The sequence below is a fragment of the Bacillus sp. SKDU12 genome (genome assembly GCF_010093085.1).
GTDB lineage: Bacteria > Bacillota > Bacilli > Bacillales > Bacillaceae > Bacillus > Bacillus mexicanus.
Map to the genome: position 1 here is coordinate 410,549 of NZ_MSRC01000003.1, position 24,459 is coordinate 435,007.

The window sequence follows — 24,459 nt, forward strand, 5'->3', positions numbered from 1 at the left end:
CAATGTTTACACTTGGAGGTTATCATGGAAAAACCAAAATACAAACGTATCGTATTAAAGCTTAGCGGGGAAGCATTGGCAGGAGAACAAGGAAACGGAATTAATCCAACTGTCATTCAATCCATTGCAAAGCAAGTGAAAGAAATCGCTGAGCTTGATGTCGAAGTGGCTGTTGTAGTAGGCGGCGGCAACTTATGGCGTGGAAAAACAGGAAGTGACCTGGGCATGGACCGTGCAACTGCTGACTATATGGGTATGCTGGCGACAGTTATGAATTCGCTTGCTCTTCAAGACAGCTTAGAAACACTGGGCATCCAGTCCAGAGTGCAAACATCCATTGAAATGAGACAAGTTGCTGAACCGTACATAAGAAGAAAAGCGATTCGCCACTTAGAGAAAAAACGTGTCGTTGTTTTCGCTGCGGGCACAGGAAACCCGTATTTCTCAACTGATACGACAGCTGCATTGCGGGCTGCTGAAATTGAAGCAGACGTTATTTTAATGGCTAAAAATAATGTTGACGGTGTGTATAACGCTGATCCTAGAAAAGATGAATCAGCTGTTAAGTATGAGTCACTTTCTTATCTTGACGTTCTTAAAGACGGCCTGGAAGTCATGGATTCAACAGCATCATCTTTATGCATGGATAATGACATTCCGCTTATCGTCTTTTCTATTATGGAAGAAGGAAACATTAAACGTGCCGTTATCGGTGAATCCATCGGAACGATCGTGAGGGGGAAATAACGTGTCAAAAGAAGTATTAACACAAACGAAAGAAAAAATGGAGAAAGCAATTGCTGCTTATCAACGCGAATTGGCTTCTGTGCGCGCAGGCCGTGCCAATCCATCTTTATTAGATAAAGTAACAGTTGAATATTACGGAGCACAGACACCTTTAAATCAGCTGTCTTCTATTAACGTGCCTGAAGCTCGTATGCTCGTGATTACACCATACGATAAAACAGCAATCGGAGATATCGAAAAAGCGATTTTAAAAGCTGATTTAGGTCTTACGCCAACAAGTGACGGCAATATCATTCGAATTTCGATTCCGGCATTAACAGAAGAAAGACGGAAAGAATTAGTGAAAGTTGTGAAAAAATATTCTGAAGAAGCGAAAGTAGCTGTCCGTAACGTTCGCCGTGATGCTAACGATGATCTCAAAAAGCTTGAGAAAAACGGAGACATTACCGAGGATGAACTGCGTACTTCAACTGAAGACGTTCAAAAACTGACAGATGAATATGTGTCAAAAATTGACAGTCTCACAAAAGACAAAGAAAAAGAAATCATGGAAGTTTAATGAAAAACTATGTACAATAGATAATAGTGAAAAGACCCTCTCATGTTTACAGGGGGTTTTTTTGTTAATACTGTTGATTACATTGATTATCAGCAGGGAATGCAACCTTTTTGGGTGACGGAGGAATCTCATGCTCAACATACTCAAAAATTGGAAGAACCAGCAAACTGCGGCTTCCAACTTAGAACGTTATACAAAAGAAGACATACTTAAGGGTGAAATACCCGAACACATTGCTATCATCATGGATGGAAATGGCCGTTGGGCTAAAAAGCGCTCTCTTCCCCGAATTGCAGGCCATCATGAAGGGATGAAGGTGGTCAAAAGGACAACGAAACTCGCAAACGCATTAGGTGTCAAAGTATTGACATTGTATGCATTTTCAACGGAGAATTGGAAAAGGCCGAAAATGGAAGTCGATTTCTTAATGAAGCTTCCAGAAGAATTTTTGAATACGTATCTTCCAGAGCTTGTTGAGGAAAATGTACAGGTCCGGATCATTGGAGATAAAACAGCTTTGCCGGCCCATACATTACGTGCGATTGAAAAGGCAGTGCGGGATACGGCGCAAAACGATGGAATGATCCTTAATTTTGCTCTTAACTATGGAGGACGTACTGAAATAGTTACTGCTGCAAAAATACTCGCGGAGAAAGTGAAAGATGGTTCTTTGAATATAGAAGACATTGATGAATCGATTTTTTCTAGCTATTTAATGACTGAATCTTTGCAGGATCCTGAACTTTTAATTCGAACGAGCGGTGAGATCAGATTGAGCAATTTTATGCTATGGCAGGTTGCTTACAGTGAATTTGTCTTTACTGACGTCTTGTGGCCTGACTTTAAAGAAGATCACTTTTTACAAGCGTTAGGAGAATATCAGCAGAGGGGCCGGAGGTTTGGCGGAATTTAGAGGATGGTGGACATGAAACAAAGAATTTTAACAGGTGTTCTGGCAGCAATTGTATTTTTATATTTGGTTATTGTCGGGAAATTGCCGTTCACCATATTAATTTATGCAATGGGCAGTGTGGCGCTTTTTGAACTTTTACGGATGAAAAAGCTGAAGCTGATTTCGCTGCCAGGTTTGATCGGTCTTTTATTATTATGGATGTTCTTATTGCCGAGCCAGTATTCATTTTTGGAAGCGGATGGAATTTCAAAGATGGAAATCGCTTTGTTTGCGGTGCTGCTTTTGCTGATTTACACAGTGTTGGTGAAAAACACCTTTACTTTTGATGAAGTCGGTTTTATTACGCTTGCAGCAATTTACATCGGAATGTGTTTTCATTATTTTATAGAAATCAGAAATCTTGACCAATACGGGTTAACATACATTTTTTACGCGTGTGTTGTCATTTGGTCCACTGATTCTGGTGCATATTTTGTCGGGAAAGCGCTTGGTAAGCGAAAATTGTGGCCTGAAATCAGTCCGAATAAAACAGTGGAAGGATTTGCAGGCGGAATTGTTATTGCGCTTGTTCTGGCGACGATTTTTCAGCTTATTGCACATCTTCCGATCCCATATATCTATCTGCTGTTGATCACGCTGTTTTTATCTGTTTTCGGACAACTTGGAGACTTAGTGGAATCCGCCCTGAAAAGACATTACAATGTTAAGGATTCTGGGAAAATTCTTCCCGGGCATGGCGGTATATTAGACCGTTTTGACAGTTTCTTGTTTGTCATGCCTTTCTTGTACTTTCTGCTTGCCCTTTTTTCATAAAAAAGTCTAATATGAATATGAGACTGATCATGCAGTAAAAAGAATAGGAGTAGTGGCAGCTTTGAAAAATATTTGTCTTTTAGGAGCAACAGGATCAATCGGCGAACAGACTCTTGACGTATTGCGTACACATCAAGATCAATTTCAGCTGGTATCTATGTCGTTTGGCAGAAATATTGATAAGGCCGTTCCGATGATAGAGGCCTTTAAGCCGAAGTTTGTCTCTGTCGGTGATCTGGATACATATCATAAATTAAAACAACTGTCTTTTTCTTTTGAATGCCAAATTGGGATGGGAGAAGAAGGGCTGATAGAAGCAGCCGTGATGGAGGAGGTTGACATTGTTGTTAACGCCTTGCTCGGAAGCGTCGGTCTTATCCCCACGTTAAAGGCAATTGAACAGAAAAAAACAATTGCGCTCGCAAATAAGGAAACTCTCGTCACTGCAGGGCATATAGTAAAAGAACATGCTAAGAAATACGATGTTCCGCTGCTGCCCGTTGACAGTGAGCATTCAGCCATTTTTCAAGCGTTGCAGGGCGAACAGACTAAAAACATTGAGCGCCTCATCATTACCGCATCCGGCGGAAGCTTTCGGGACAAGACGCGGGAGGAGCTCGAATCAGTAACAGTCGAAGACGCATTAAAACACCCGAATTGGTCAATGGGTGCAAAAATTACGATTGATTCGGCTACAATGATGAATAAGGGCTTAGAAGTGATCGAAGCACACTGGCTTTTTGATATACCATATGAACAAATTGATGTGGTTTTACATAAGGAGAGCATCATCCATTCAATGGTTGAGTTTCATGACAAAAGTGTGATCGCACAGCTCGGAACTCCAGATATGAGGGTTCCCATTCAATACGCGCTCACTTACCCCGACCGGTTGCCATTGCCAGATGCAAAAAGGCTAGAATTGTGGGAAATCGGTAGCCTCCATTTTGAGAAAGCTGATTTTGACAGGTTCCGATGCTTACAATTTGCTTTTGAATCAGGTAAAATAGGGGGAACAATGCCGACAGTGCTAAATGCGGCAAATGAAGTGGCTGTTGCTGCCTTTTTAGCCGGCAAGATATCGTTTTTAGCTATTGAAGACTGTATCGAAAAGGCACTATCCCGCCATCAGTTCATAAAAAAACCGAGCTTGGCGGATATTCAAGAAGTGGACAAAGATACCCGGGGATACGTCAATTCAATACTCACATAAGGTGGTATGTTCGTGAACACAGTTATAGCGTTTATCATTATTTTTGGAACGCTCGTTTTCTTCCATGAACTGGGTCATTTATTGCTAGCCCAAAGAGCGGGAATCCTCTGCCGTGAATTCGCGATTGGCTTTGGTCCAAAGATTTTTTCGTTTAAAAAAAATGAAACAGTTTATACGATCAGGCTCCTTCCAGTCGGCGGATTTGTCCGTATGGCTGGAGAAGATCCGGAAATGATTGAGGTGAAACCCGGTTACACGGTCGGGCTTCTGTTTAATAAAGAAGATCAAGTTGAGAAAGTCATTATCAATCAAAAGGAAAAATATCCGGATGCCTTAGTCATTGAAGTGGAAACAGCGGATTTAGAGCATGATATGAAGATCACCGGCTATGAACAGGGGAAAGAAGAGGAACTCTCTGCCTTTACTGTCAGTGAAACTTCCTTTTTCGTTGTAGACGGAGAAGAAGTGCAAATTGCGCCGTATAATCGTCAATTTGGTTCCAAACCTGTATGGCAGCGGATTAAAGCGATTGCTGCAGGTCCGATTATGAACTTTATTTTAGCTTACGTCATTTTAGTGATGCTTGGGCTGGTTCAAGGAGTGCCTTCAAATGAGCCTATGCTTGGGCAGCTTACTGACAATGGCCGGGCGGCAGAGGCTGGGCTAAAAGAAGGGGATCACATCCAAAGCATTAATGGGGATAAAATGAGGTCTTGGGCTGACATTGTCTCTACTGTAAAAGAAAATCCAGAAAAAGAAATGGATGTCGCTGTAAAAAGAGATAACAAAACGCTTCATATTTCAGTGACTCCAGAAGCTGTGAAAGATGAGAACAAAAAAACAATCGGGCGTTTCGGTTCCTATGCTCCGACTGAAAAAGGTGTTCTCTCAGCAGTTGCTTACGGTGCCACATCAACTGTTGATGTCACTAAAGCGATTTTAACCAACTTAAGCAAATTAGTAACAGGGCAATTTAAAATAGACATGCTGTCAGGTCCTGTCGGCATATACGACATGACAGACCAAGTGGCGAAAACTGGGTTGGTAAACTTATTCCAGTTTGCTGCGTTTTTAAGTATTAACCTTGGGATTGTCAACTTGCTTCCGATTCCGGCACTTGACGGAGGAAGACTGTTATTCCTATTTATTGAAGCGATTCGGGGCAAACCGATTAACAGGGAAAAAGAAGCATTTGTTGTGTTTATCGGGGTAGCTTTCTTAATGCTTCTTATGCTGGTCGTCACATGGAACGATATCCAGCGGCTGTTCTTGTAAACGAAAAGTAAATCAATTAGAGGTGCGAAGAAATGAGACAAAGCTTGACGCTTATTCCTACGCTCCGTGAAGTTCCAGCCGATGCCGAAGCAAAAAGTCATCAGCTTCTTCTGAGAGCAGGATTTATCAGACAGAATACAAGCGGGGTATACAGCTATATGCCTCTTGCGTATAAGGTGATTCAAAACATTCAGCAAATTGTTCGTGAGGAAATGGAAAAAATTGATGCTGTAGAAATGCTCATGCCCGCACTTCAGCAGGCTGAAACATGGCAGGAATCAGGCAGATGGTATACGTATGGTCCTGAACTAATGAGATTAAAAGACCGTCATGGCCGTGAGTTTGCTTTAGGGGCAACACATGAAGAAGTTATCACTTCACTTGTTCGTGATGAGGTTAAATCTTATAAGCGTCTTCCTCTGACTCTGTATCAAATTCAGTCTAAGTTCAGAGATGAAAAGCGTCCTCGCTTCGGTTTGTTAAGGGGCCGCGAATTTATTATGAAAGATGCATATTCTTTCCATGCGTCTGAAGAGAGCCTGGATGAAACGTATCAAAAAATGTATAAAGCCTATACGAATATTTTTGCCCGCTGCGGCATTAATGTTAGACCTGTCATCGCCGATTCAGGTGCAATGGGAGGAAAGGATACACATGAGTTTATGGCGCTTTCTGCCATCGGCGAGGATACGATTGCGTATTCTGATGAATCACAATATGCAGCAAATATCGAAATGGCTGAAGTCCTTTATCAGGAAGTTTCTTCAGATGAAGAACCTAAAGATTTAGAGAAGGTTCATACGCCTAATGTGAAAACAATCGAAGAGCTGACTGCGTTCCTGCAGGTTTCCCCTGAAGACTGCATCAAGTCAGTTTTATTTAAAGCGGATGAGCGTTTTGTCTTAGTGCTTGTAAGAGGAGATCATGAAGTCAACGATATAAAAGTGAAAAACTTGCTTCATGCAGAAATTGTAGAGCTTGCTTCCCATGAAGAGGTCATTCAGCAGCTCGGAACTGAGCCGGGTTTTGTCGGCCCTGTCGGTGTCAACCAAGATGTGGAAGTATACGCTGATCAGGCGGTGAAAGCAATGGTCAATGCTGTTGCCGGTGCAAATGAAGGAGACCAACATTATCGAAATGTCAACGTGAGCCGTGACGCGGAAATTAAGGAATTTGCTGATCTTCGTTTTATTAAAGAAGGAGACCCTTCACCAGATGGGAAAGGCACAATCCGTTTTGCAGAAGGAATCGAAGTCGGACAAGTCTTTAAGTTGGGAACACGCTATTCAGAAGCGATGAATGCGACATATTTAGATGAAAACGGGCGCGCACAGCCAATGCTGATGGGCTGTTACGGAGTCGGCGTGTCAAGAACACTTTCTGCTATTGCTGAACAGCATCACGATGAAAAAGGATTAATATGGCCAAAAAGCATTGCGCCTTACGATCTTCACATTCTTGCTTTGAATGTGAAAAACGATGGGCAAAGAGAGCTTGCTGAAAAGCTGTATGCTGAATTAAAAGCGGAAGGCTATGAAGTGCTTTATGACGATCGTGCTGAGCGCGCAGGGGTGAAATTCGCTGATTCAGATCTCATCGGCCTTCCAATCCGCATCACTGTCGGAAAACGGGCAGAAGAAGGAATTGTTGAGGTGAAAATCCGTCAAACGGGTGAGTCAACCGAGGTTTCAGTAGCCGAATTAGCTGCATTTATCAGCAAGCAGTAATCACCATGACGATTTACGAAAAAACATGTTAAAATAGAAATATAAGAAGGTACCTCATTGCCTGAGGTACCTTCACTTATGATGTTTTTAGGGAGGGATACTGTCTTAATGGAACAGTTATCAGTAAACAGAAGGCAGTTTCAAATTCTTCTGCAGCAGATTAATATGACAGATGATACCTTCATGACATACTTTGAAGATGGCGAGATTAAAAAATTGACGATCCACAAAGCGTCAAAGTCTTGGCATTTTCATTTTCAATTTAAATCTTTGCTGCCGTTCCAAATATATGACACATTAACAACAAGGCTAACGCAATCGTTTGCCCACATAGCAAAAGTTACATCTTCAATTGAAGTGCAGGATGCCGAGATCAGTGAGAGTCTAATTCAAGATTACTGGTCACGCTGTATTGAAGAATTGCAAGGCATTTCGCCGCCGATTATCAGTCTTTTAAACCAGCAAAAACCGAAGCTGAAGGGCAATAAACTGATTGTCAAAACAAAAACAGACACAGAAGCAGCTGCCCTTAAGAACAAATATAGTTCCATGATTCAAGCAGGCTATCGTCAATTTGGTTTTCCGGATCTTCAGCTCGATGCCGACATATTTGTATCCGAGCAAGAAGTTCAAAAGTTCCGTGAGCAAAAGCTTGCAGAAGACCAAGAGCGGGCTATGCAGGCCTTGATTGAAATGGAGAAGAAAGATAAAGAAAGTGATGAAGATCAAGTGCCGTCTGGTCCGCTTGTCATCGGTTACCAAATTAAAGATAACGAAGAAATCCGGACGCTTGACAGCATCATGGACGAAGAACGGAGAATTACGGTCCAAGGTTACGTGTTTGATGTGGAGACCCGAGAACTGAAAAGCGGACGAACTCTATGCATCTTCAAGATTACAGACTATACAAACAGCATTTTAATTAAAATGTTTGCACGTGAAAAAGAAGACGCGGCACTGATGAAGTCTCTGAAAAAAGGAATGTGGGTAAAAGCACGCGGAAGCATTCAAAATGATACCTTCGTCAGAGATCTCGTCATGATCGCAAATGATGTAAACGAAATGAAAGCTAAAACCCGTGAAGATTCAGCACCTGAAGGAGAAAAAAGAGTGGAATTGCACCTGCATTCTCCTATGAGTCAAATGGATGCTGTTACGGGAGTTGGAAAGCTAGTTGAACAGGCGAAAAAATGGGGGCATGAAGCTATCGCTTTGACTGACCATGCTGTCGTGCAATCCTTCCCTGATGCGTATTCTGCTGCCCAAAAGCATGGCATCAAAATGATCTACGGGATGGAAGCGAATTTGGTTGATGATGGCGTGCCGATTGCTTATAATGCTGCACATCGTCTGCTCGAGGAAGAAACATATGTTGTTTTTGACGTGGAGACGACAGGGCTGTCTGCTGTATACGATACGATTATTGAACTGGCTGCAGTAAAGGTAAAAGGCGGAGAAATTATTGATAAATTTGAGGCGTTTGCGAACCCTCATCGTCCGCTTTCCGCCACAATCATAGAGCTGACTGGCATCACTGATGATATGCTTCGCGACGCTCCCGATGCTGTAGATGTGATAAGAGATTTCAGAGAGTGGATCGGCGATGACATCCTTGTCGCTCATAATGCGAGCTTTGATATGGGATTCTTAAACGTAGCCTATAAAAAGCTTCTTGAAGTCGAGAAAGCTAAAAACCCAGTCATTGATACGCTTGAGCTTGGACGTTTTCTCTATCCGGAATTTAAGAACCACCGGTTGAATACGCTCTGTAAAAAGTTTGATATCGAACTCACACAGCATCACCGTGCGATCTACGATACCGAAGCAACTGCTTATTTGCTCTTGAAAATGCTGAAGGACGCAGATGAAAAAGGCATTCAGTATCATGACGAGCTGAATGAAAATATGGGGCAGTCCAACGCTTATCAAAGGTCAAGACCGCATCATGCAACATTGCTTGCTGTCAACAGCACAGGGCTTAAAAATTTATTTAAACTTGTGTCACTTTCCCATATTCATTATTTTTACAGAGTGCCTCGTATCCCGAGATCTCAGCTTGAGAAATACAGGGAAGGGCTTCTGATCGGTTCGGCTTGTGACAGGGGAGAGGTTTTTGAAGGAATGATGCAAAAGTCGCCTGAAGAGGTTGAAGATGTCGCGTCATTCTATGATTATCTTGAGGTTCAGCCTCCTGAAGTATACCGTCACTTGCTGGAGCTTGAACTCGTCCGAGATGAAAAATCGCTGAAAGAAATCATTGCAAATATCACGAAACTGGGTGAAAAGCTAAACAAACCGGTTGTTGCTACAGGAAATGTTCATTACTTGAATGATGAGGATAAAATCTATAGAAAGATTTTAGTATCCTCTCAAGGCGGAGCCAATCCGCTGAACAGGCATGAACTGCCGAAAGTGCATTTCAGAACGACAGACGAAATGCTTGAGGCATTTTCTTTCTTAGGCGAAGAAAAAGCGAAGGAAATCGTTGTCACCAATACCCAAAAGGTTGCTTCTTTAATCGATGACATCAAGCCGATTAAAGATGATTTGTATACACCGAAAATCGAAGGCGCGGATGAAGAGATCAGAGAAATGAGCTACAAGCGTGCAAGAAGTATTTACGGCGAACAGCTGCCTGAAATTGTCGAAGCGCGGATTGAAAAAGAATTAAAAAGTATCATTGGACACGGCTTCGCTGTTATTTACTTAATCTCTCACAAACTTGTTAAACGTTCACTGGATGACGGGTATCTCGTAGGCTCCCGTGGTTCCGTAGGATCTTCATTAGTTGCGACACTTACTGAAATCACTGAGGTGAACCCGCTGCCGCCGCACTATGTTTGCTCTGAGTGTCAGCATTCTGAGTTCTTTAATGATGGTTCTGTCGGTTCCGGTTTTGACCTGCCTGACAAGACATGTCCGCATTGCGGAACGCCTTTGAAAAAAGACGGCCATGATATTCCGTTTGAAACGTTCTTAGGATTTAAAGGGGATAAAGTACCTGATATTGATTTGAACTTCTCAGGGGAATATCAGCCGCAGGCGCATAATTACACAAAAGTATTGTTCGGCGAAGACAATGTATATCGAGCGGGAACAATAGGCACAGTTGCAGAAAAAACAGCCTACGGCTATGTCAAAGGCTATGCCGGAGATCATAATCTTCACATGCGCGGAGCCGAAATCGATCGGCTCGTACAGGGGTGTACAGGTGTAAAACGTACAACCGGTCAGCACCCTGGTGGGATTATCGTTGTTCCGGATTATATGGATATTTATGATTTTTCACCGATTCAGTTCCCGGCAGATGCCACAGGTTCAGAGTGGAAAACGACGCATTTTGATTTCCACTCCATCCATGACAACCTGTTAAAGCTGGATATTCTCGGACACGATGACCCGACCGTCATTCGGATGCTTCAAGACTTAAGCGGAATTGATCCGAAAACAATTCCAACCGATGATCCTGAAGTGATGAAGATCTTTCAGGGAACCGAGTCGCTTGGTGTGACACAAGAACAGATCGGCTGTAAAACAGGAACTCTTGGAATTCCTGAATTCGGAACTCGATTTGTCCGGCAGATGCTAGAAGATACAAAGCCGACAACTTTTTCCGAGCTCGTTCAGATTTCAGGCTTGTCTCACGGAACCGATGTATGGCTCGGCAACGCGCAGGAACTCATCCACAATAACATTTGTGAGCTGAGTGAGGTTATCGGCTGCCGTGATGACATTATGGTTTATTTAATCTATCAAGGGCTTGAACCGTCCCTTGCCTTTAAAATCATGGAATTTGTGCGTAAAGGAAAAGGACTAACACCTGAATGGGAAGAAGAAATGAGAAATAACAATGTCCCAGACTGGTATATTGATTCTTGTAAAAAGATTAAATACATGTTCCCGAAAGCCCACGCTGCAGCCTATGTATTAATGGCAGTCCGGATTGCTTACTTTAAAGTGCATCACGCGCTTCTGTATTATGCGGCTTATTTTACCGTTCGTGCAGACGATTTTGATATCGATACAATGATCAAGGGCTCTACAGCAATCAAGGCGGTAATGGAGGATATTAACTCCAAGGGGCTTGATGCTTCACCGAAGGAAAAAAACCTTCTCACTGTGCTAGAATTAGCGCTTGAAATGTGTGAGAGAGGGTTTTCATTCCAAAAAGTCGATTTGTACCGCTCAAGCGCTGCAGAGTTTGTGATTGACGGCAACAGTCTTATTCCGCCGTTTAACTCCATTCCTGGATTAGGGACGAATGCCGCTCTGAACATTGTAAAGGCTCGTGAAGAAGGTGAATTTCTTTCAAAAGAAGATTTGCAAAAAAGAGGAAAAGTGTCAAAAACGATTCTAGAGTATTTAGATCGTCATGGCTGTCTCGAATCACTGCCTGATCAAAACCAACTGTCACTGTTCTAACATGGAAAGCAGAATTTCTCTGGAAATTCTGCTTTTATGCATACATAAGCACAAAAAATGCCATCGTAATATTAGGGTTTCTGTCATTTGCTTAGCCATGAAGGTAAGCGTATATCCATTTGCAATAAAAATATGGTTATGGTATAGTTTTATTGGAAATGCTAACGATTACCGAGGCAAAGAGTGGGGAAACCCGCTCTTTTGTATTGAACAGGAGAATTTTGTCTCGACATGTTCATCGTTTACTTTTTAGCCCCTGCTCTTCTGAAGCAGGGTTTTTATGCAGAGTGACGAGATGAATATGATATCGACAGCACAAGGAGGAAGAACATGAGCAAAAAAGTGACTGACACCGTTCAAGAAATGGCTCAGCCAATCGTAGACAGCCTTCAGCTGGAACTCGTTGACATTGAATTTGTCAAAGAGGGTCAAAGCTGGTTCCTTCGCGTGTTTATTGATTCCGATGACGGTGTGGATATTGAGGAATGTGCCAAAGTAAGTGAAGCTTTAAGCGAAAAGCTTGATGAGGCAGACCCAATCAGCCAAAATTACTTTCTTGAAGTCTCATCTCCGGGAGCTGAGCGTCCGCTAAAGAAAAAAGCCGATTTCGAAAAATCACTTGGGAAAAATGTGTATATTAAAACGTATGAGCCTATAGAGGGCGTAAAAGTGTTTGAAGGTGAACTGGCTGAATTTGATGGACAAACAGTGACAGTTGAGATCACGATCAAAACAAGAAAGAAACGGATCAATATTCCGTATGAAAAGATAGCTAGTGCAAGATTAGCTGTTACATTTTAATGAATACAAATGTTTTAAGGGGGGAGACCGTTAAATGAGCAGTGAATTATTAGATGCTCTCACGATTCTTGAAAAAGAAAAAGGCATCAGTAAAGAAATTATCATTGAAGCAATCGAAGCTGCGTTAATTTCTGCTTATAAGCGGAATTTTAATCAAGCGCAAAATGTACGGGTGGATTTAAACCGTGATACAGGCTCCATCCGCGTATTTGCAAGAAAAGATGTCGTTGACGAGGTATACGACCAAAGACTGGAGATTTCTATTGAAGAGGCGCAAGGCATCCATCCGGAATATGTGGTCGGCGATGTCGTTGAAATCGAAGTCACACCTAAGGACTTCGGCCGCATAGCTGCTCAAACAGCGAAGCAGGTCGTCACACAGCGTGTGCGTGAAGCTGAGCGCGGAGTGATATATACTGAATTTATCGACCGGGAAGAAGACATCATGACAGGTATCGTTCAGCGTCTGGATAATAAGTTTATCTATGTGTCTTTAGGCAAAATTGAAGCTTTGCTGCCGGTTAATGAGCAAATGCCGAATGAAAGCTACAAGCCTCATGACCGCATTAAAGTGTATATCACAAAAGTAGAAAAAACGACGAAGGGCCCGCAGATTTATGTGTCAAGAACACACCCAGGCCTGTTAAAGCGTTTGTTTGAAATCGAAGTGCCTGAAATTTATGATGGGACTGTCGAGCTAAAATCTGTTGCCAGAGAAGCTGGAGACCGGTCGAAAATTTCTGTCCGCACAGATGATCCTGACGTGGATCCTGTCGGTTCATGTGTAGGACCTAAAGGCCAGCGTGTTCAGGCAATCGTCAATGAATTAAAAGGTGAAAAAATTGACATTGTCAACTGGTCTAATGATCCTGTAGAATTTGTCGCGAATGCGCTCAGCCCTTCAAAAGTGCTGGAAGTCATCGTTGATGAAGAAGAAAAAGCGACAACTGTTATTGTTCCTGATTACCAGCTGTCTCTGGCGATCGGCAAAAGAGGACAAAACGCACGCTTGGCTGCTAAACTGACAGGCTGGAAGATTGATATTAAGAGCGAAACGGACGCAAGAGAACTTGGAATCTATCCGAGAGAACTTGAAGAAGACGATGAGCCGCTCTTTACGGAGCCTGAAACTGCTGAATCGGATGAATAAGAGGTGACCTTAGGTGAATAAACACAAAAAGATCCCGTTACGCAAATGTGTAGTGACTGGTGAAATGAAGCCTAAAAAGGAACTGATCCGAGTTGTACGTTCAAAAGAAGGCGATGTCTCAGTAGACCCGACTGGAAAAAAGAACGGGCGAGGTGCATATGTAACGCTGGATAAAGAGTGTATCTTAGCTGCAAAAAAGAAACACACTTTACAAAATCAATTTCAATCACAAATCGATGACCAGATTTTCGAAGAATTGCTGGAGCTGGCGGAAAAGGTGAAAAAATAAAATGTCTGGAATGGAATGGTTTCCCTTGCTGGGTCTGGCCAATCGAGCTCGTAAGGTCGTGTCAGGCGAGGACTTGGTCATAAAAGAAATCAGGAATGCGCGTGCTAAGCTTGTCCTGCTTACAGAGGATGCATCATCTAACACAGCGAAAAAAGTAACCGACAAGTGCAATTATTATAAAGTTCCTTATAAAAAAGTCGAGAGTCGCGCGGTTCTTGGACGCTCCATCGGTAAAGAAGCCCGTGTCGTTGTCGCCGTCACTGACCAAGGTTTTGCGAATAAGCTAATCAGCTTGCTCGATTAATATTTTTGGGGGTGAACGAATGGCTAAAATGAGAGTATATGAATATGCAAAAGCGTTAAATGTTTCAAGTAAGGAAATTTTGACCGCACTGAAAAACATGGATTTAGAAGTGAATAATCACATGGCCATGCTTGAAGAAAAGGCCATTAAACAGCTTGATGCCAAATTTAAAAAAAGCGGCGCAGCCGCTGCATCTCAAAAGCCAGCACAAACGAACAAAAACAAACAGCCGCAAGGGATCAATCAGCAATCAGCTGGAAATCAACCAAACAAAATTCGAGACGGAAAGAAGAATGACGTGCAGAATAATCAATTTAACAAAAACAAGAAAAATAACAACAACAAAAAAAATAAACGCAATAACAATAACAATAAAAACCAATATCAGCAAAAGCCTGTAAAGCCGAAAAAAGAGCTTCCTGAGAAAATTACATTCTCCGGAACATTAACAGTCGGTGCGCTGGCTGAAGAGCTTGGCAAAGAGCCATCAGAACTCATTAAAAAGCTGATGCTTCTCGGTGTAATGGCAACCATTAACCAAGAGCTTGATAAAGACACAATCGAACTTATTGCATCAGAATATGGCGTTGAAACAGAAGAAGTTATTGTACTTGAAGAAACAGAGCTGGAGAAATACGAAGAGCCTGATAAAGAAGAGGATCTTGAAATCCGTCCTCCTGTCGTTACGATCATGGGTCACGTTGACCACGGGAAAACGACGCTTCTTGACAGCATCCGCAAAACGAAAGTTGTTGAAGGAGAAGCTGGCGGGATTACTCAGCATATCGGTGCTTACCAAATTGAAGAAAACGGGAAGAAAATTACGTTTTTGGATACCCCGGGGCACGCCGCATTTACAACGATGCGCGCACGCGGTGCAGAAGTAACTGATATTACAATTCTCGTTGTTGCTGCCGATGACGGTGTCATGCCGCAAACAGTAGAAGCGATTAACCACGCAAAAGCAGCTGAGGTTCCAATCATCGTTGCTGTGAATAAAGTTGATAAAGAATCCGCAAACCCTGACCGTGTGATGCAAGAATTGACGGAATACGGACTTGTTCCTGAAGCTTGGGGCGGCGAAACAATTTTTGTTCCTCTTTCCGCGTTAACTGGAAAAGGCATTGATGAACTCGTTGAAATGATTTTACTTGTCAGTGAAGTAGAAGAACTGAAAGCGAACCCGAATCGCCAGGCAAAAGGAACGGTGATTGAAGCACAACTCGATAAAGGCAGAGGCTCAGTTGCGACATTGCTCGTACAGACTGGAACACTGCATGTCGGTGACCCAATCGTAGTCGGCAACACATTCGGCCGCGTCCGTGCAATGGTTAACGACATTGGACGCCGTGTAAAAACTGCCGGTCCGTCAACTCCGGTTGAAATTACCGGTTTAAATGATGTCCCTCAAGCGGGCGACCAATTCCTTGTCTTTAAAGATGAAAAAACAGCTCGTTCTGTTGGGGAAGCCCGTGCTTCGAAACAGCTTGAAGAGCAGCGCAGTGATAAAGCGAAACTCAGTCTTGATGACTTATTCGAGCAAATTAAACAAGGTGATGTAAAAGACATCAACCTCATCGTAAAAGCTGACGTTCAAGGATCTGCTGAAGCTTTAACGGCTGCGCTTCAAAAAATTGAAGTAGAAGGTGTTAAAGTAAAAATCATCCATACAGGCGTTGGTGCGATTACTGAATCTGACATTATCCTGGCATCTGCTTCCAATGCAATTGTTATCGGGTTTAATGTGAGACCGGACGGAAATGCTAAGAGTACGGCTGAAGCTGAAAATGTAGATATTCGACTTCACCGTATCATTTACAAAGTCATCGACGAAATTGAAGCTGCCATGAAAGGTATGCTTGATCCTGAATATGAAGAAAAAGTAATTGGTCAAGTAGAAGTGCGCCAAACATTCAAAGTATCTAAAATCGGCACCATTGCCGGCGGATATGTTACTGAAGGAAACATTACTCGCGACAGCGGTCTCCGGTTAATTCGTGACGGCGTCGTCATCTTCGAGGGTGAAGTCGACGTTCTGAAACGTTTTAAAGATGATGTGAAAGAAGTTTCACAAGGCTATGAATGTGGTATTACAATTAAGAAATACAATGACATTCGTGAAGGTGACATCATTGAAGCGTTTGTCATGCAAGAAATTGAAAGAAAGTGATCGGATTTGCGGAGTGTGAATGCATCATTTATGACGCAGGATCGCTAAAGGAAAAGCGTGCCGTTCTGAAGCGGATTTTAACCAGGGTTCAAAACAAGTTCAATGTTTCGATTTCAGAAATTGACTATCAGGACACATGGCAAAGGACCAGCTTCGGAATCGCCGCTGTTTCTTCCTCTCGCGTTCAAACAGAAAAAGAACTGCAGCGCGTCCTAGCGTTTATCGATTCTTTTCCTGAAATTGAACGGACGATCACTAGAACAGAGTGGTTTTAACTTAGAGGTGATTGAAATGAGTATGAGAGCAAACCGTGTTGGCGAGCAAATGAAAAAAGAACTCGGTGACATTATCAGCCGCAAGCTGAAAGATCCGAGAATTGGTTTTCTGACAGTAACAGATGTACGTGTATCAGGTGATTTGCAAATTGCAAAGGTGTATATCTCGGTTCTCGGCGACGAGAAAAAACGAGAGGATGCGCTGAAAGGGTTGGCTAAAGCGAAAGGATTCATCCGCTCCGAAATCGGCAGCCGCATCAGACTTCGAAAAACACCTGAAATTGAATTTGAGTTCGATGAATCAATCGATTACGGAAATCGTATCGAAACATTGATTCACGAAATCCATTCAGAGAATCCATCTGAATAAAAATGGAGAGGATAGGCGTATATCGTCTGTCCTCTTTTCTGCGTTTTGAAGAGAACAGCGAAAAGAAGGAGTGAAAGACAAATGGTTAACGGAGTTCTCCTTTTACATAAACCAATTGGCATGACATCGCATGACTGTGTCATGAAGATCCGAAAACTGTTAAAAACAAAAAAAGTAGGGCACACGGGAACGCTTGATCCAGAAGTATCAGGCGTGCTGCCGGTATGTGTGGGAAGAGCGACAAAAATTGTCGAATACTTAACTGAAAAGTCTAAAACGTATGATGCGGAAATCACGCTTGGTTTTTCAACGACAACAGAGGATCAAACGGGTGAAACGGTTGAAACAAAGCCTGTCAACCAAAACGTTGATAAAGCGGAAGTGGAAAAGGTGTTAAACAGTTTAAAGGGGAAACAAGAACAAATTCCTCCTATGTATTCTGCGGTAAAAGTAAATGGCAAAAAGTTATATGAGTACGCAAGAGCAGGGATTGAAGTAGAACGCCCGAAACGTATGATTACTATTGAAGACATTGCCCTGACGACAGAGATTAATCATAACGGAGAAACTGCGAGCTTCCGATTTCAAGTGACCTGCTCCAAAGGAACTTATGTAAGAACACTGGCGGTTATGATCGGTGAAAAGCTCGGATATCCGGCTCATATGTCTCATTTAATCCGTACGGCATCGGGAGATTTTTCACTTGATGAATGCTTTTCTTTTGAAGAACTGGAAGCACAGGTTCAATCTGAAACCGTTGGTGAGCATATCGTTCCTATTGAGCGGGCGCTCAATCATTTGCCGAAATGGATGATAAGTGATACATTAGCTAAGAAAGTAGAAAACGGGGCTTTGCTAGAGATGCCCGAGCAGTTTTCTGAAATGACAAGCGAAGATCGTATAGCTGTTTTTACTGAATCCGGAAGCTGTTTGGCGATCTATTTCCCCCATCCAGCAAAAAAAGGGCTGTTAAAACCGGCAAAAGTATTGATGCAAAAAAGCGAACAATAGAAAAAAGGTGACCGTTCTGTGAAGACGATACATATTACACATCCTCATCATTTAATAAAAGAGGAGCAGGCAAAGTCTGTGATGGCGTTAGGTTATTTTGACGGCGTTCATCTTGGACATCAAAAGGTAATCGGCACAGCGAAGCAAATCGCCGAAGAAAAGGGACTGGCTTTAGCTGTGATGACCTTTCATCCTCACCCTTCTCATGTATTGGGACGGGATCAGGAGCCAAAGGATTTGATTACGCCTCTGGAAGATAAAATAAACCAGATTGAACAATTAGGCACAGAGATTCTGTATGTTGTTACATTTAATGAAGTATTTGCTTCTCTTTCTCCTAAGCAGTTTGCAGACCAGTATATTATCGGTCTAAATGTACAGCACGCAGTGGCGGGCTTTGATTTTACGTACGGCAAATACGGCAAAGGAACAATGGAAACCATGCCGCATGATTTAGACGGAAAAGCAGCGTGCACAATGGTGGAAAAATTAACGGAGCAAGATAAAAAAATCAGCTCCTCATATATCCGTACTGCGCTTCAAAACGGGAACGTTGAATTGGCGAATGTCCTGCTTGGAAAGCCTTATTTTATAAAAGGAATTGTCATTCACGGTGATAAAAGAGGACGGACCATCGGATTTCCGACAGCAAATGTCGGTTTAAATGACAGCTATATCGTTCCGCCGACAGGTGTATATGCCGTAAAAGCGGAAGTGAATGGTGAAGTCTTTGATGGCGTTTGTAATATCGGCTATAAGCCGACGTTTTATGAAAAACGTCCGGATCAGCCCTCCATCGAGGTCAATCTGTTTGAGTTCGATCAGGAGATATACGGAGCTGCTATAAAAATCGAATGGTATAAACGGATTAGAAGTGAGCGGAAATTCAATGGCATCAAAGAATTAACAGAGCAAATTGAGAAAGATAAACAGGAAGCTATCCGTTATTTCAGCAATTTGCGGAAATAACATACAACGCACACAAATTTTATTCTAAAATATTTGCATATAGGCATGATTTTTAGTATGATAGTTTTCGTAGTCTTAAAACCATTGCTTGGCAATCCGAAGTCACCGACGGTTGCTAGGTAACTGGGGCTAAATATAATTTGGAGGTGAAACAGGATGGCAATTACTCAAGAGCGTAAAAACCAACTCATCAGTGAGTTCAAAACACACGAATCTGATACTGGATCTCCAGAAGTTCAGATCGCTATCCTAACTGACTCAATTAACAATTTGAACGAGCATTTACGTACTCATAAGAAAGACCACCACTCACGTCGCGGTCTTCTTAAAATGGTAGGTAAGCGTCGTAATCTTCTTACGTATCTGCGTAATAAAGACGTAACTCGTTATCGTGAGTTAATTAACAAACTAGGCTTACGTCGATAATCGTAAAAAGCGGGAGGATTCCCGCTTTTTTATCGTATTAAAGCGAAAATTATGATAACAAATCATTGAAATCCTTTTACATACTACTTTGACATTGATATGTTCAATTCATTTCGTTCATAATAGGAGTAATTGATTATTTCACACAACGAAGAGAGGAGTTCTTAATCGTATGGGACAAGAAAAACATGTCTTTACCATAGATTGGGCCGGAAGAACGCTTACCGTTGAAACCGGCCAGCTTGCCAAACAGGCAAACGGTGCTGTGATGATCCGCTACGGCGATACAGCAGTACTTAGTACAGCAACCGCTTCAAAAGAACCAAAGCCGCTTGATTTCTTCCCGCTTACTGTAAACTATGAAGAAAGATTATATGCAGTAGGCAAAATTCCGGGCGGATTTATTAAAAGAGAAGGACGTCCAAGTGAAAAAGCGATTCTTGCGAGCCGTTTAATCGACCGTCCGATCCGTCCATTGTTTGCCGATGGATTCCGTAATGAAGTGCAAGTCATCAGCATTGTCATGAGTGTTGATCAAGACTGCTCTTCTGAAATGGCTGCCATGTTCGGTTCATCTCTCGCTCTTTCTGTATCGGATATTCCGTTTGAAGGACCGATTGCAGGGGTTACTGTCGGGCGCATTGATGACCAATTTATCATTAACCCAACAGTTGATCAGCTTGAGAAAAGCGACATCAACCTTATCGTTGCCGGCACAAAAGATGCCATTAACATGGTAGAGGCGGGAGCGGACGAAGTTCCTGAGGAAATCATGCTTGAAGCTATTATGTTCGGCCATGAAGAGATTAAACGCCTGATTGCATTCCAAGAAGAAATTGTAGCAGCAGTCGGTAAAGAAAAATCAGAAATTGCACTTTATGAAATTGATGAAGCGCTTAGTGAAAAAGTAAAAGCTTTAGCGGAAGAAGATCTGCTGAAAGCTATCCAGGTTCACGAAAAGCATGCCCGCGAAGCTGCCATTAATGAAGTGAAAAAGACTGTTGTGGCAAAATTCGAAGACGAAGAGCATGATGAAGATACACTTAAGCAAGTGAAGCAGATTTTATCTAAGATGGTAAAAAATGAAGTGCGCCGCCTGATTACTGAAGATAAAGTAAGACCGGACGGCCGCGGCGTTGATCAAATCCGCCCGCTTTCTTCTGAAGTCGGTCTTTTGTCAAGAACACACGGATCAGGTCTGTTTACAAGGGGACAAACACAGGCCCTCAGCGTATGTACGTTAGGTGCTCTAGGGGATGTGCAAATCCTTGACGGTTTAGGTGTTGAAGAGTCAAAACGATTTATGCACCATTACAATTTCCCTCAATTCAGCGTTGGAGAAACAGGGCCAATGCGGGGACCGGGACGCCGTGAAATCGGGCATGGAGCACTGGGTGAGCGTGCGCTTGAGCCAGTTATTCCGTCTGAAAAAGACTTCCCTTATACTGTCCGTCTTGTATCAGAAGTGCTTGAATCAAACGGTTCTACGTCTCAAGCAAGTATTTGCGCCAGCACACTTGCAATGATGGATGCCGGTGTACCAATTAAAGCGCCGGTTGCTGGTATCGCGATGGGTCTTGTCAAATCAGGCGAACATTACACTGTTCTGACTGATATTCAAGGCATGGAAGACGCACTCGGAGATATGGACTTTAAAGTAGCCGGAACAGAAAAAGGTGTAACAGCACTGCAAATGGACATTAAAATTGAAGGCCTTTCCAGAGAAATTCTTGAAGAAGCGCTTCAGCAGGCGAAAAAAGGAAGAATGGAAATCCTGAACAGCATGCTTGCGACTTTAGGTGAATCAAGAAAAGAGCTTTCTCGCTATGCACCTAAGATTTTCACAATGGCTATTAATCCTGATAAAATTCGCGACGTCATCGGACCAAGCGGAAAACAAATCAATAAAATCATCGAAGAAACCGGTGTTAAAATTGATATTGAGCAGGACGGCACGATCTTTATTTCTTCTACAGATGAAAGCAGTAACCAAAAAGCGAAAAAAATCATCGAAGACCTTGTCAGAGAGGTTGAAGTCGGCCAGCTTTACCTCGGTAAAGTAAAACGGATCGAAAAATTCGGAGCTTTCGTTGAAATTTTCAGTGGAAAAGACGGTTTGGTGCACATTTCAGAGCTTGCGCTTGAACGCGTAGGAAAAGTGGAAGATGTTGTGAAAATCGGAGACGAGATTCTTGTGAAAGTCACTGAAATTGATAAACAAGGACGAGTCAATTTGTCCCGTAAAGCGGTTCTCCGTGAAGAGAAAGAAAAAGAAGAGCAACAATCACAATCTTAAATGAAAACATAAAAAGGAGCCTGGGAGACCCGGCTTCTTTATTTTGAAGCTTTAACAAAACAGGCGGGTTCTACCTTGTCCTTCTCTTTCATAATGTGAGATGAGGGGGGGGACTGACATGTACAAAAAATTTGTACCGTTTGCCGTTTTTTTATTTCTTTTTTTTGTTTCATTTGAGATGATGAAAAGTCCGCATGCACTTGATTATATTGGGGCAATGAAAAAAGATACGGTGACTGTCACGGCGTCCAAAGATCCGTTATATGAAGAATTGCTTGAAAAAGCGCCGGAGTATGAAGTTAAGCCCCAGAATGCAGTGATTGATAAAGTGTGGAAAAGGATTCCCGGCTATAATGGACTGAAGGTTAATATTGAGCAATCATATAAAAAAATGCAAAAACATGGCGAGTTTCGGGAAGATGATCTGGTGTACAGCCAAGTAAAACCAAGCATTCACCTTGATTCTCTTCAGCCTGAGCCTATTTATAAAGGAAATCCTGATAAACCGATGGTGGCTTTTTTAATTAATGTGGCGTGGGGGAATGAATATTTGGAAAAAATGCTCCCTATTCTGCAAAAGCACCAAGTGAAGGCTACGTTCTTTTTAGAAGGCAATTGGGTGAGAAACAATGAACGGCTCGCTAAGAAAATTGCGGAAGATGGACATGAAATCGGAAATCATTCATACAATCATCCGGATATGAGCAAACTGACTACAGGAAGAATTTCCGAGCAGCTTGACAAGACGAATCAGCAAATAGAGCAAACAATTGGTGTTAAGCCAAAGTGGTTCGCTCCGCCAAGCGGAAGTTTCCGAAAAGCGGTTGTCGACATTGCAGCCGAGAAACAGATGGGAACAGTCATGTGGACAGTTGATACGATTGATTGGCAAAAACCCGCTCCGCCTGTACTTCAAACGAGGGTGTTAAGCAAGATACATAATGGTGCCATGATCTTAATGCATCCGACTGACTCTACAGCCGAAAGTCTTGAAGCGCTGATTACAAAGATAAAAGATAAAGGATACGCGCTTGGAACAGTCACTGAACTAATGGATGAAACAAGACTGTTAAAGTAACAAATGCAGGCAGCTTGTCTTTGAATAGGAGGAACAAATTTGATTAAACGATATACGTGTCAAAATGGTGTAAGAGTTGTGCTGGAAAATAACCCCACAGTCCGATCTGTTGCGATCGGTGTATGGATCGGCACAGGTTCGCGGCACGAAACGCCGGAAATAAACGGGATTTCTCACTTTTTAGAGCACATGTTCTTTAAAGGGACGAGCACAAGATCTGCACGTGAAATAGCAGAATCTTTTGATCGTATTGGCGGTCAGGTCAATGCGTTTACCTCAAAGGAATATACCTGCTACTATGCAAAGGTGCTTGACGAGCATGCGAATTACGCGCTGGATGTATTAGCAGATATGTTCTTTCATTCAACATTTGATGAAAACGAGCTGAAAAAAGAAAAAAATGTTGTCTATGAAGAAATTAAAATGTATGAAGACGCGCCAGACGACATTGTACATGATTTACTGAGCAAAGCTACTTACGGGAATCATTCTTTAGGATATCCAATTTTGGGCACAGAAGAAACGCTTGCTTCCTTTAACGGCGATTCTCTCAGACAATACATGCACGATTACTACACACCGGACCGAGTAGTCATTTCGGTAGCGGGAAATATTTCTGAAAGTTTTATTAAAGATGTAGAAAAATGGTTCGGATCATACGAGGCGAAAGGCAAAGCGACAGGCCTTGAGAAACCGGAGTTCTATACGGAAAAACTGACGAGAAAAAAAGAAACAGAGCAGGCTCATTTGTGCCTCGGATTTAAAGGTCTTGAGGTTGGCAATGAACGCATCTATGATTTAATTGTCCTGAATAATGTGCTCGGAGGCAGCATGAGCAGCCGGCTGTTCCAAGATGTCCGCGAAGATAAAGGTCTCGCTTATTCTGTATACAGCTATCACAGCTCTTATGAAGACAGCGGAATGCTTACCATTTACGGCGGAACCGGTGCAAACCAGCTTCAGCAGCTGTCAGAAACAATTCAAGAAACCCTCAGTACATTAAAACGCGATGGCATTACCCAGAAAGAGCTGGAAAACAGCAAAGAACAAATGAAGGGAAGCCTGATGCTAAGCTTAGAAAGCACAAACAGCAAAATGAGCCGAAACGGCAAAAATGAACTGCTTCTGGGCAAACATAAAACATTAGATGAGATCATCAATGAATTAAACGCTGTAAACTTAGAGCGTGTCAACGGTCTTGCCAGACAGCTGTTTACTGATGACTATGCACTGTCACTCATCAGCCCTTCCGGCAATATGCCGTCTTAAAAAGGAAACGCCTGCTCCAAAATGGAGCAGGCATTTTTTTATCCCTTTGATCATACATAGTACAAGGGGGTGACAGACTTGAGGCTCAGTGAATTATCAGGAAAGGAAATTGTGGACATCAAAAAAGCTGAACGGCTGGGAGTGCTCGGCCAGACCGATTTAGAAATCAATGAACAGGATGGCCAGATTACAGCACTCCTCATTCCGACAATGAAGTGGTTTGGTTTGAGAAAACAAGGTCATGATATCCGTGTCCCCTGGCACCATATTCAAAAGATCGGATCAGATATGATCATATTAGACGTACCTGAGGAAATGTCTCCTCGACAAGAGTAAATGAAAAAGCCCAAAAAGACTGTAATAGGGGCTTTCAAGTAAACAT

At 42.5% G+C, this 24,459-nt stretch carries 22 protein-coding genes; all 22 read left to right on the forward strand.

Features of this window, described 5'->3' with window-relative positions:
• Window positions 1-24: 24 nt before the first annotated feature.
• The 22 genes from pyrH (at window position 25) to BTW01_RS03480 (ending at window position 24,413) form a co-directional block, all read left to right on the forward strand.
• Window positions 25-747, forward strand: a complete 723-nt coding sequence (gene pyrH, locus BTW01_RS03375) for a UMP kinase (protein WP_162101622.1) — start codon at window positions 25-27, stop codon at window positions 745-747.
• Window position 748: 1 nt separating this feature from the next.
• Window positions 749-1,306 (forward strand): ribosome recycling factor, encoded by a 558-nt coding sequence (gene frr, locus BTW01_RS03380; protein ID WP_162101623.1) that lies wholly within the window; start codon window positions 749-751, stop codon window positions 1,304-1,306.
• A gap of 130 nt (window positions 1,307-1,436) precedes the next feature.
• On the forward strand, window positions 1,437-2,219 hold the full coding sequence (locus BTW01_RS03385) for an isoprenyl transferase (RefSeq protein WP_162101624.1): 783 nt from the start codon (window positions 1,437-1,439) through the stop codon (window positions 2,217-2,219).
• Window positions 2,220-2,222: 3 nt separating this feature from the next.
• Window positions 2,223-3,032: a phosphatidate cytidylyltransferase gene (gene cdsA, locus BTW01_RS03390; RefSeq protein ID WP_162101625.1), complete on the forward strand. Its 810-nt coding sequence runs from the start codon at window positions 2,223-2,225 to the stop codon at window positions 3,030-3,032.
• Window positions 3,033-3,093: 61 nt separating this feature from the next.
• Window positions 3,094-4,245 carry a 1-deoxy-D-xylulose-5-phosphate reductoisomerase gene (dxr, locus tag BTW01_RS03395; RefSeq protein ID WP_162101627.1) on the forward strand — a complete coding sequence of 384 codons (1,152 nt, stop codon included), beginning with the start codon at window positions 3,094-3,096 and terminating at the stop codon, window positions 4,243-4,245.
• Between the two features lie 6 nt (window positions 4,246-4,251).
• On the forward strand, window positions 4,252-5,520 hold the full coding sequence (gene rseP, locus BTW01_RS03400) for an RIP metalloprotease RseP (protein ID WP_162101632.1): 1,269 nt from the start codon (window positions 4,252-4,254) through the stop codon (window positions 5,518-5,520).
• A 32-nt stretch (window positions 5,521-5,552) separates the two neighbouring features.
• The gene (gene proS, locus BTW01_RS03405; protein ID WP_162101634.1) at window positions 5,553-7,247 is read left to right on the forward strand and encodes a proline--tRNA ligase; all 1,695 of its coding nucleotides are present in this window, start codon (window positions 5,553-5,555) and stop codon (window positions 7,245-7,247) included.
• Window positions 7,248-7,355: 108 nt separating this feature from the next.
• Window positions 7,356-11,669 (forward strand): PolC-type DNA polymerase III, encoded by a 4,314-nt coding sequence (locus tag BTW01_RS03410; RefSeq protein ID WP_162101636.1) that lies wholly within the window; start codon window positions 7,356-7,358, stop codon window positions 11,667-11,669.
• Between the two features lie 330 nt (window positions 11,670-11,999).
• Complete coding sequence (gene rimP / locus BTW01_RS03415) at window positions 12,000-12,470, forward strand: ribosome maturation factor RimP (protein ID WP_162101637.1); 471 nt, start codon at window positions 12,000-12,002, stop codon at window positions 12,468-12,470.
• 34 nt (window positions 12,471-12,504) lie between these two features.
• Complete coding sequence (nusA, locus tag BTW01_RS03420; protein WP_162101639.1) at window positions 12,505-13,620, forward strand: transcription termination factor NusA; 1,116 nt, start codon at window positions 12,505-12,507, stop codon at window positions 13,618-13,620.
• Window positions 13,621-13,633: 13 nt separating this feature from the next.
• Window positions 13,634-13,909: a glucose-induced regulator RulR gene (rulR, locus tag BTW01_RS03425; protein ID WP_162101640.1), complete on the forward strand. Its 276-nt coding sequence runs from the start codon at window positions 13,634-13,636 to the stop codon at window positions 13,907-13,909.
• A gap of 1 nt (window position 13,910) precedes the next feature.
• Complete coding sequence (locus BTW01_RS03430; protein WP_003220946.1) at window positions 13,911-14,213, forward strand: YlxQ family RNA-binding protein; 303 nt, start codon at window positions 13,911-13,913, stop codon at window positions 14,211-14,213.
• Between the two features lie 19 nt (window positions 14,214-14,232).
• Window positions 14,233-16,383 (forward strand): translation initiation factor IF-2, encoded by a 2,151-nt coding sequence (infB, locus tag BTW01_RS03435; RefSeq protein WP_162101642.1) that lies wholly within the window; start codon window positions 14,233-14,235, stop codon window positions 16,381-16,383.
• Window positions 16,380-16,658 carry a DUF503 domain-containing protein gene (locus BTW01_RS03440; protein ID WP_114150544.1) on the forward strand — a complete coding sequence of 93 codons (279 nt, stop codon included), beginning with the start codon at window positions 16,380-16,382 and terminating at the stop codon, window positions 16,656-16,658. The genes infB and BTW01_RS03440 overlap by 4 nt, the downstream gene beginning before the upstream one ends.
• A gap of 16 nt (window positions 16,659-16,674) precedes the next feature.
• Window positions 16,675-17,028 carry a 30S ribosome-binding factor RbfA gene (rbfA, locus tag BTW01_RS03445; RefSeq protein WP_162101643.1) on the forward strand — a complete coding sequence of 118 codons (354 nt, stop codon included), beginning with the start codon at window positions 16,675-16,677 and terminating at the stop codon, window positions 17,026-17,028.
• A gap of 81 nt (window positions 17,029-17,109) precedes the next feature.
• On the forward strand, window positions 17,110-18,039 hold the full coding sequence (gene truB / locus BTW01_RS03450) for a tRNA pseudouridine(55) synthase TruB (RefSeq protein ID WP_162101645.1): 930 nt from the start codon (window positions 17,110-17,112) through the stop codon (window positions 18,037-18,039).
• Between the two features lie 18 nt (window positions 18,040-18,057).
• Window positions 18,058-19,008: a bifunctional riboflavin kinase/FAD synthetase gene (ribF, locus tag BTW01_RS03455; RefSeq protein ID WP_162101647.1), complete on the forward strand. Its 951-nt coding sequence runs from the start codon at window positions 18,058-18,060 to the stop codon at window positions 19,006-19,008.
• A gap of 156 nt (window positions 19,009-19,164) precedes the next feature.
• Window positions 19,165-19,434 (forward strand): 30S ribosomal protein S15, encoded by a 270-nt coding sequence (rpsO, locus tag BTW01_RS03460; protein ID WP_003154182.1) that lies wholly within the window; start codon window positions 19,165-19,167, stop codon window positions 19,432-19,434.
• Window positions 19,435-19,606: 172 nt separating this feature from the next.
• Window positions 19,607-21,730: a polyribonucleotide nucleotidyltransferase gene (gene pnp, locus BTW01_RS03465; RefSeq protein WP_162101648.1), complete on the forward strand. Its 2,124-nt coding sequence runs from the start codon at window positions 19,607-19,609 to the stop codon at window positions 21,728-21,730.
• Between the two features lie 118 nt (window positions 21,731-21,848).
• Complete coding sequence (locus BTW01_RS03470; protein WP_162101650.1) at window positions 21,849-22,808, forward strand: polysaccharide deacetylase family protein; 960 nt, start codon at window positions 21,849-21,851, stop codon at window positions 22,806-22,808.
• A 39-nt stretch (window positions 22,809-22,847) separates the two neighbouring features.
• Complete coding sequence (locus BTW01_RS03475; RefSeq protein WP_162101652.1) at window positions 22,848-24,077, forward strand: M16 family metallopeptidase; 1,230 nt, start codon at window positions 22,848-22,850, stop codon at window positions 24,075-24,077.
• Between the two features lie 78 nt (window positions 24,078-24,155).
• Window positions 24,156-24,413, forward strand: a complete 258-nt coding sequence (locus tag BTW01_RS03480; protein ID WP_162101654.1) for a YlmC/YmxH family sporulation protein — start codon at window positions 24,156-24,158, stop codon at window positions 24,411-24,413.
• The last annotated feature ends 46 nt before the right edge of the window (window positions 24,414-24,459 follow it).